The 8305-nt window shown below is 50.5% G+C and carries 11 protein-coding genes; all 11 read right to left on the bottom strand.

The genetic code is table 11. The features are described 5' to 3' along the window. On the bottom strand, window positions 1-532 hold a 532-nt coding region (locus Q0231_RS04690; RefSeq protein ID WP_367274472.1), incomplete at its 3' end, for an ATP-grasp domain-containing protein. A 47-nt stretch (window positions 533-579) separates the two neighbouring features. Beyond that, window positions 580-1542 carry a malate dehydrogenase gene (mdh, locus tag Q0231_RS04685; protein ID WP_269393581.1) on the bottom strand — a complete coding sequence of 321 codons (963 nt, stop codon included), beginning with the start codon at window positions 1540-1542 and terminating at the stop codon, window positions 580-582. A 135-nt stretch (window positions 1543-1677) separates the two neighbouring features. Then, complete coding sequence (gene zapE / locus Q0231_RS04680; protein WP_299345689.1) at window positions 1678-2835, bottom strand: cell division protein ZapE; 1158 nt, start codon at window positions 2833-2835, stop codon at window positions 1678-1680. Beyond that, the gene (locus tag Q0231_RS04675) at window positions 2835-3464 is read right to left on the bottom strand and encodes an AprI/Inh family metalloprotease inhibitor (RefSeq protein WP_269393579.1); all 630 of its coding nucleotides are present in this window, start codon (window positions 3462-3464) and stop codon (window positions 2835-2837) included. The genes zapE and Q0231_RS04675 overlap by 1 nt, the downstream gene beginning before the upstream one ends. Before the next feature lie 170 nt (window positions 3465-3634). Then, a complete protein-coding gene (locus Q0231_RS04670; RefSeq protein ID WP_269393578.1) occupies window positions 3635-3862 on the bottom strand; it encodes a hypothetical protein in 228 nt (75 codons plus the stop codon). Between the two features lie 5 nt (window positions 3863-3867). Further along, window positions 3868-4350: a DUF2059 domain-containing protein gene (locus tag Q0231_RS04665; protein WP_269393577.1), complete on the bottom strand. Its 483-nt coding sequence runs from the start codon at window positions 4348-4350 to the stop codon at window positions 3868-3870. Window positions 4351-4424: 74 nt separating this feature from the next. Continuing rightward, the gene (locus Q0231_RS04660; protein WP_299345684.1) at window positions 4425-5201 is read right to left on the bottom strand and encodes a succinate dehydrogenase iron-sulfur subunit; all 777 of its coding nucleotides are present in this window, start codon (window positions 5199-5201) and stop codon (window positions 4425-4427) included. An 18-nt stretch (window positions 5202-5219) separates the two neighbouring features. After that, complete coding sequence (locus tag Q0231_RS04655; RefSeq protein WP_299345681.1) at window positions 5220-5663, bottom strand: DUF3052 domain-containing protein; 444 nt, start codon at window positions 5661-5663, stop codon at window positions 5220-5222. 28 nt (window positions 5664-5691) lie between these two features. Continuing rightward, window positions 5692-7497, bottom strand: a complete 1806-nt coding sequence (gene sdhA, locus Q0231_RS04650) for a succinate dehydrogenase flavoprotein subunit (RefSeq protein ID WP_299345678.1) — start codon at window positions 7495-7497, stop codon at window positions 5692-5694. A gap of 6 nt (window positions 7498-7503) precedes the next feature. After that, window positions 7504-7887 (bottom strand): succinate dehydrogenase, hydrophobic membrane anchor protein, encoded by a 384-nt coding sequence (sdhD, locus tag Q0231_RS04645; protein WP_269393573.1) that lies wholly within the window; start codon window positions 7885-7887, stop codon window positions 7504-7506. A 15-nt stretch (window positions 7888-7902) separates the two neighbouring features. Then, window positions 7903-8286 (bottom strand): succinate dehydrogenase, cytochrome b556 subunit, encoded by a 384-nt coding sequence (gene sdhC, locus Q0231_RS04640; protein WP_299345693.1) that lies wholly within the window; start codon window positions 8284-8286, stop codon window positions 7903-7905. Window positions 8287-8305 lie beyond the last annotated feature (19 nt).

Here is an 8305-nt window from a genome sequence, read left to right as displayed (position 1 = left end):
CCAATGACGCACAAATGTTTGCAGCATCTTCTGCAGTAACGCCTGCATCTGGATCAATTGGCAATGTGTGGATCTTTTCAGGGGTCGCTTCCGCAACCGCTTCAATGTCCATGCCACCTTCGGTTGAAACCACAAAAGCCACACGGCCAGTCGTACGGTCAACAAGCAAAGAGAGATAAAGCTCGCGCTCAATGTCAGCACCATCTTCGATATAAAGCTGGTTGACTTGCTTGCCGGCAGGACCAGTTTGCTTGGTCACCAATGTGTTGCCGAGCATTTCGTCAACATGGGCTTGCATTTCATCCATTGAGAACGCCAAACGAACGCCGCCTTTGGCGTCTTCTGGTAGCTCTTTGAATTTGCCTTTACCGCGTCCACCTGCATGGATTTGGCTCTTGACCACCCACAATGGGCCACCAAGTTCTTCAGCTGCCGCTTTGGCTTCTTCACTTGAAAAGATCGGAATGCCCTTTGCAATTGGCGCACCAAAGGAGGCCAATAGTTTTTTGGCCTGATATTCATGAATATTCATCGCGTCGCTCCGCTCTGGTTAGCGATTTTGTTCTATGATGCGTCCAATTACGCCAGTTTAGGCGCAATCTTCTTACAAGCTTCAACCAAGCCTTCCACCGCGCCGACAGACTTGTCGAACATGGTTTGCTCTGACTTGTTCAACGAAACTTCTACAACCCGTTCAACACCATCGGCGCCAAGTACTACAGGAACACCCACATACATTCCCTTAACGCCGAACTCGCCTTTCAAATAGGCTGCGCAAGGAAGCACACGCTTTTGATCGTTCAAATAGCTTTCAGCCATTGCAATCGCAGATGCGGCAGGTGCGTAAAAAGCAGATCCAGTTTTCAACAAGCCCACAATCTCAGCACCGCCATCGCGTGTGCGCTGAACGATTTCTTCCAAACGCTCTTTCGTGATCCAGCCCATTTTGACCAAATCAGTCAACGGCACACCAGCAACATTTGAGTAACGTGTCAACGGCACCATAGTGTCGCCGTGGCCACCCATCACAAACGCTGTTACGTCTTTAATTGAAACATTGAACTCGTCAGCAATAAAGTGCTGGAAGCGAGAGCTGTCCAAAACACCCGCCATGCCAACAACCTTGTTTGCTGGCAAACCAGAAAAACGCTGCAACGCCCAAACCATCGCATCAAGCGGGTTGGTGATACAGATCACAAAGGCGTCCGGTGCATATTTGGCGATACCTGCGCCAACTTGCTCCATGACTTTTAGATTGATTTCAAGCAGGTCATCGCGGCTCATGCCCGGCTTACGGGGCACACCAGCGGTTACAACCACAACGTCGGCGCCAGCAATATCTTTATACTCTGAAGTGCCTTTAAGATTGCTGTCAAAACCATCAACGGCTGATGTTTGAGCAAGGTCGAGCGCTTTGCCCTGTGGTACGCCATCAACGATGTCGAACAAAACCACGTCACCAAGTTCCTTAGATGCCGCCAAGTGTGCGAGCGTGCCACCGATTTGACCTGCACCGATCAGCGCAATTTTTTTGCGAGCCATTTGTGAAGTTTCCCTATAGGTAAGGTTGAGTTTTTCCTGACCTTCCTTACCCCCATAGTTGGTGGTGTGCAAGTGACCCGTTCGTCTAACAATTCATACTATTGGGGGGTGTTGGGCGGTTTGCGCCAAATGCGTCTATTCCGCGGCGTCCTTGCGCGGCGCTGCCAAATAGTCTTTTGACTGCATTTCAATGAGCCGAGAAATCGTACGTTGGAACTCAAAAGCCGTTTTATCATCTAGGCTTAACCCGTCCAATTCCATCTCAAAAGAGGCCACAAGCTTATCGCCTCGATCATAGAGCGTATCGATCAGCAAAATGAACCGTTTAGCCGCATCGGACCGAGCACGCTCAAAGCGCGGGATGCCTTCAATGACAAAAGTATGAAAATGATGCGAGAGCCGCAAATAATCACGTGCCCCGAGCGGGGCTTCGCATAACTCTTTAAAGCCGAATCGCGCTGCGCCCATAAAGTGCCGCTCAACCACAAAATCGCGCCCCATCAAATCAACATGCTGCGGATCCGCTTCCACCCCACCCGTTAGCGTGCGCCAAGCTTGATCTAGCCCAGGACGGGTTTCATTTTCAGGGCCAAAGAAATAGACCGGTTGGGTTTCCAATTTTTGTCGCCGATAATCGGTATCCGAAGCAAGCTTGAGCACATCTGCATGTTCAAGCAACAAATCAATAAACGGCAAAAACAGCTGTCGATTAAGACCATTTTTATAGAGTTGGTCAGGCACCACATTCGAGGTCGCCACCACCACAATGCCCGCTTCGAACAGTTTTTCGAACAAGCGCTTGAGCAACATCGCGTCGGTAATGTCGTTGACGTGGAACTCGTCAAAACACAGCAATTTCACATCCGCAATAATGGGCGCTACAACATATGGAATGGGGTCACCCGACTTATCCGCGTCTCCGCTTTTGCGAAAGGCCGCAATACGGTTGTGCACTTCATCCATAAACTCGTGAAAATGAACCCGTTGTTTGCGCGGTTCTTGCACCGCGTCAAAAAACATATCCATTAATAAGGTTTTGCCGCGCCCCACGTCGCCCCAAACATAGAGCCCTTTGATCACACCGTCGCGCTTTGATCTTTTGGAGAATTTGGCAAATAGGGATGTTGATTGTTTGGGGGCATCTATTTGTTTGCGTACGTCGTCAAGCGCCGCAACGCATTTTGCTTGCTGATGATCCGGTTGCAAAACACCGTCGCCAATCAAAGCCTGATAGGTCGCGCCGACGCTGCCAACATCACTGCAAAGATGTACAATGTCAGCAGAGCTATCCATTAGCCAACCATCGAAATGCCTTGGCCACCCACCATGGTGCCCACAAATCGATCGCCATTTTGTAGCAATGCCCCAATCAGCTGACCGGCTTCATTAAACAATTGCACCTGATTGCCTGCCAACTGCCATGAGCTCACAGCCGCAATGGCTGGTACTGTGCACCCCGGAGACGAAGCCCGATAGCGACCAGTTGAGCCTTTTGCAGATTGGGTAAGGTTTAAACGACAAGTCTCTTCCCCGCTTTGCACGGTCCACACACCAAGTAACTTCAAAGTCGTCAGCGGCCCAGTGAGGTCACGGCCCGCAACATTGGTGTTTGTGTCCAAATCATCCAGCGAAACAAAAGAAGGATCAGCATCGCCAAATAGGTTTTCAGCATCCCCATCGATACGCCCATCAGTGAACGTTGGATCCCCATTTGTGCTTGTTTGTGTGTTTGCTTCACTGCCCACCGGGGGCAAAGACGACTGATTAACCGACCCATTGTCCACGGGAGTCAATTGTTCTGGGGGTAAATTGGATGTCGCAACCCGCGACCCAAAAGGAGATGAGGTTGAGGTACAAGCAGATAAGACCAACAAAGCGCCAAAACTTGCGCCGATCGCCAGTTGCTTAACAACAATTTTCATTCCAGATCTCCTTTGTCGAGATTCTAAGGTTTGCACCATAACGGGAAATCCTTAAAAGCCCTTCAATTGCACCCATGCGCTTGAAAGCCCTAGTGGCCGAACGAATGTGGCGAACATGGGGCATCAGCCCATCGGGGCTGCTTAATTGATGCTTTTGGAAAAATAAAGCCCTACTTAGCGACAATATCGGCCATCAATGCCTCTGCCAACAATTGCGCATCCTCGGCTTCATCCTCTGGAACCTGAATAGAGATGCCATTGGGACCCGCCATTCCACCCATGCCAGACACACCAATATCGGTGCCTTCAATCGGGTGAAACCCATGCCCTTTAAGAGCAGGAATGAGGACGCGCGCGTGCGCCACATCCTCAACTTTAATGATTGTTTTGATCCCCATAGACTTTAGCCCTCAACCAATCCCTTTTCCTCTGCCAACGCATAGAACTTTTGCATTGTATGCGGCAATTCCTGCTGCAATTTTTGCATCATGTTTGGCATAATCTCGCTCATTAGCTTTGGCGCGTTTGTCAGCGTTTTCTGACCCAATTCAGACTGATAGAATGTGATCAAGTCCTCCAATTCTTGCTCGGTATAGTTTTCGGCATAAAATTCAGTCACGTCGCCAATAACTGATCCTATCATTTCCTCAACCAGTTTTGCATATTCCATTTTCATTTCGGCAAGATCATCTTCGCTCGGATTCTTGCTTCTATCAACGATACTGGCTTTCAAAGTTGGCCAAATCGCGTCCACCATTTGATCAACCATTGCCCCCGTTGTTGTTTGCTCAACAACCTGCGCTGCCAATTTCTGGCGCAATGCATCATCTGCGTGTGCTGCGCTGAACGAGCAAAACAGAATTAAGATCCATGCGATATTTCTCATAATTCAACCTTTAAAACAGAAAAAGTCACCCTTTGGGGGCGACTTTTTCGAATTGTATCGATGATCCACTCAGACTAAACCCGACGCTCAACCATCATCTTTTTGATCTCACCAATCGCCTTGGCTGGGTTCAAACCCTTAGGGCAAGTATTGGTGCAGTTCATAATAGTGTGGCAACGATATAGACGGAAAGGATCTTCCAAATCGTCCAAACGCTCGCCTGTTGCTTCATCCCGGCTATCAATCAACCAGCGATAGGCTTGCAACAAAACAGCTGGGCCTAAATAGCGGTCGCCATTCCACCAATAGCTTGGGCATGATGTTGAACAACATGCACAAAGAATGCACTCGTAAAGCCCATCAAGCTTTTCGCGATCTTCCCGGGCTTGCAACCACTCTGCCTGCGGTTCAGGCGACTTGGTTTTGAGCCATGGCTCAATTGAGCGGTGCTGAGCGTAGAAATTGGTTAGATCTGGCACCAAATCCTTGACCACAGGCATATGAGGCAGCGGATAAACAGCAATTGGGCCGTCAAACTCGTCCATACCTTTGGTACAGGCCAGTGTGTTCATGCCGCCGACATTCATCGCGCACGATCCACAAATCCCTTCACGACAAGAGCGACGCAACGTTAGGGTCGGATCGATTTTGTCTTTGATATACAAAAGCGCATCCAAAACCATCGGGCCGCAATCATCCAAATCAACAAAGAACGTGTCGATCCGTGGATTGTCGCCACTATCAGGGTCAAATCGATAGATATGGAACTCGCGCACATTCGCAGCAGATGGCTTTGGCCACGTCTTGCCTTTGGTCGGCTGCGAGTTTTTCGGCAGTGTCAGTTGTACCATCAGAGGGAGCTCCCAATCTTATCCATGCAAGTGCCGCCTTTCTTTGCGTATGACCAGTTTCAACCCTGACCAAATCGCATCAACCGCACAAACTTTTACATCCACCAAATCAAGTGAAAGCGCCTCAGCGCGTACCACATCCTCGGTGATATCTGTCTTAATTTTCGAGGCCTTTTTGGGCCAAGAAATCCAAATCATACCGTCTGGGGCAATAAGGCTTTGCAAACGCTCCAGATTAACTTTCATTTCGACGTGGGACATGGTGAAACCATGAATAACATCATATCCCATTTTCAAGGCCACCAACCCATCCCAATCGCTTAGGGTCAGTTCTTGGAATTGGCAGGCGTCTTGCAAGGCGATCTGCGTATCAGGCAAGTTCAAGAACAATACCCGCTGTCCATCTCTTAGGCCCAATTTCTTGGGCAATGGTGTGCCGGAATATCCTTGTTGCGCAACCACGTTGACCGCCTTTGCCTAACCCATTCCCTTAATAGACCCGCGCTTTAGGCGCGATCTTTTTCAAGTCAACATCTTCGGTCAGCGGATCAACATGAACACCGCGATAGCTCAATGCCACATTGCCATTTTCATCAAGGCGAGAAATGGTGTGCTTGCGCCATGTTTTGTCGTTCCGGTCCGGATAGTCTTCACGTGCATGGGCGCCGCGACTTTCTTGACGGGCTTCAGCTGACACCACAGTGGTCAAAGCGTTTGCCATCAAGTTTTCAAGCTCTAGGGTCTCCACCAAATCCGTGTTCCAAATCATGGAATGGTCGTGAACTTTCACGTCGCCCATTTCTTTGAAAATGCCAGTCATGCGTTTCACGCCAGACTGCAAAGTCTCCTCAGTCCGGAAAACAGCTGCGTCTTCTTGCATGGTGCGTTGCATCTTGTCGCGCAGCGCAGCAGTTGGTGTTTTACCATCCGCGTAGCGCAAGCGATCCAAGCGATCCAATGCTTTTTCTTCGCTGGCTGGATTAACGTCAGGCACTGGTGTTTCTGGATCAACCACCTTGCCCGCTTTAATCGCCGCTGCACGGCCAAACACCACCAGATCGATCAGTGAGTTTGAACCTAAACGGTTTGCCCCATGAACTGATGCACAACCCGCTTCGCCCACAGCCATAAGGCCGGGCACAATCGCGTCTTCGTTCTCAGCGGTTGGGTTTAACACTTCGCCCCAATAATTGGTCGGAATACCGCCCATATTGTAGTGAACCGTTGGAATAACCGGAATTGGCTCTTTGGTCAGATCAACGCCAGCGAAAACTTTTGCGCTTTCAGTAATGCCCGGCAAACGCTCAGCCAATACCGCTGGATCAAGGTGATCAAGGTGCAAATAGATATGGTCTTTGTTGGGACCAACGCCACGACCTTCACGAATTTCCATGGTCATGCAACGTGAAACCACATCACGTGACGCCAAGTCTTTCGCGTTTGGTGCATAACGCTCCATAAAGCGCTCGCCTTCGGAGTTGGTGACATAACCACCCTCGCCGCGCGCGCCTTCAGTAATCAACACGCCAGCGCCATAAATGCCGGTTGGGTGGAACTGAACGAATTCCATATCCTGCAAAGGCAGTCCCGCGCGGGCCACCATGCCGCCACCATCACCTGTGCAGGTATGCGCAGAGGTTGCAGAAAAGTAAGCACGGCCATAACCGCCCGTTGCCAAAACTGTTTGTTTGGCGCGGAAACGGTGGATGGTGCCATCGTCCAATTTCCAAGCAATTACGCCAATACATTCGCCATCTTCGCTCATCAACAAATCAGTTGCGAAATACTCGATGAAAAACTCAGCATTATTGCGCAAAGACTGGCCGTAAAGCGTATGCAAAATCGCGTGGCCTGTCCGGTCAGCCGCAGCACACGTGCGCTGCACCGGTGGGCCTTCGCCAAAGTTTTGCATGTGCCCACCAAACGGACGTTGGTAGATCTTACCCTCTTCTGTCCGCGAGAATGGCACGCCATAATGCTCAAGCTCATAAACCGCTGCGGGGGCTTCCCGCGCGAGATATTCCATCGCATCATTGTCCCCAAGCCAATCGGAACCCTTGACGGTGTCATACATATGCCACTGCCAACTATCTGGCCCCATATTGGACAAAGAAGCTGCAATGCCACCCTGCGCCGCAACCGTGTGCGAGCGGGTTGGGAATACTTTAGAGATACAAGCGGTGCGCAAACCCTGCTCAGCCATACCAAGCGTTGCGCGCAACCCAGCGCCACCAGCGCCAACAACAACCACGTCAAATGCGTGATCGATAATTTCGTAAGAACCCTTGCGTGCCATCAGGTCTTAGCCCCCAAAACTCAGTTTAAGAAGCGAAACAACTGCAACCGCAGCGACGCCATAGGAAAAGAATGTATTCAGCAAAATCAAAACCAGTTTGCTGCCTTCAGCTTGCACATAGTCTTCAATGACCACCTGCAAACCCAAACGCATATGGATTGATGCGCTCACCACCGTCAAAATAGTAAAAGCCGTAATAACCGGGTTAGAAAATGTCTCAAGCATCTGTGCGCGGTCCGCGCCGATCAGCGAAACAACCAACCAAACCAAAAACAGCATCAACGGCACATTTGCCACAGCGGTCATGCGCTGGGTCCAAAAATGTCCGGTGCCTTCCTTGGCAGAACCAAGGCCTGTGACCCGCGAATAAGGGGTACGATAACTCATCATCAGCCTCCCAAGGAACTAGATTAAAACGAACAGCCACAACAGGGCGGTCAACACAACGCCACCAGCCAGCGTGAGCCAACCATATGTGTAACGTTCCGGACCATAGCCTTTGCCCATGTCCCAAACAAAGTGACGCAAGCCACCAAGCATGTGATGCATCAGCGCCCAGGTGTAGCCAAACAGCACCAGCCGTCCGAGGATCGAGCCGAAAATGCCGTTGACCCAGTCAAACGTCGCTTCGCCGGAGGCAGCCGCAACCAGCGACCAGGCCACCAGTAGCGTGCCTGCATAGAGTGCCATACCGGTAAACCGGTGCATGATTGACATCACCATGGTGGGTATTTGCTTGTAGATAGTCAGGTGCGGCGACAAAGGCCGGTTCTGCGTCACATTGGTCATAGGGACCCTGTCCTTCTTT

The sequence above is a fragment of the uncultured Maritalea sp. genome (assembly GCF_937139385.1).
Lineage (GTDB): Bacteria > Pseudomonadota > Alphaproteobacteria > Rhizobiales > Devosiaceae > Maritalea > Maritalea porphyrae_A.
Note: the sequence above shows the minus strand (reverse complement) of the source record. Positions and strands in the feature narration are given on the sequence as shown.

Excerpts from the sequence above, each read along its gene's own strand:
- sdhA (WP_299345678.1), bottom strand. The coding sequence starts at position 7,497 with ATGGCACGCAAGGGTTCTTACGAAATTATCGATCACGCATTTGACGTG.
- Q0231_RS04660 (WP_299345684.1), bottom strand. The coding sequence starts at position 5,201 with ATGGTACAACTGACACTGCCGAAAAACTCGCAGCCGACCAAAGGCAAG.
- zapE (WP_299345689.1), bottom strand. The coding sequence starts at position 2,835 with ATGGATAGCTCTGCTGACATTGTACATCTTTGCAGTGATGTTGGCAGC.
- mdh (WP_269393581.1), bottom strand. The coding sequence starts at position 1,542 with ATGGCTCGCAAAAAAATTGCGCTGATCGGTGCAGGTCAAATCGGTGGC.
- Q0231_RS04670 (WP_269393578.1), bottom strand. The coding sequence starts at position 3,862 with ATGGGGATCAAAACAATCATTAAAGTTGAGGATGTGGCGCACGCGCGC.
- Q0231_RS04665 (WP_269393577.1), bottom strand. The coding sequence starts at position 4,350 with ATGAGAAATATCGCATGGATCTTAATTCTGTTTTGCTCGTTCAGCGCA.
- sdhD (WP_269393573.1), bottom strand. The coding sequence starts at position 7,887 with ATGATGAGTTATCGTACCCCTTATTCGCGGGTCACAGGCCTTGGTTCT.
- sdhC (WP_299345693.1), bottom strand. The coding sequence starts at position 8,286 with ATGACCAATGTGACGCAGAACCGGCCTTTGTCGCCGCACCTGACTATC.
- Q0231_RS04675 (WP_269393579.1), bottom strand. The coding sequence starts at position 3,464 with ATGAAAATTGTTGTTAAGCAACTGGCGATCGGCGCAAGTTTTGGCGCT.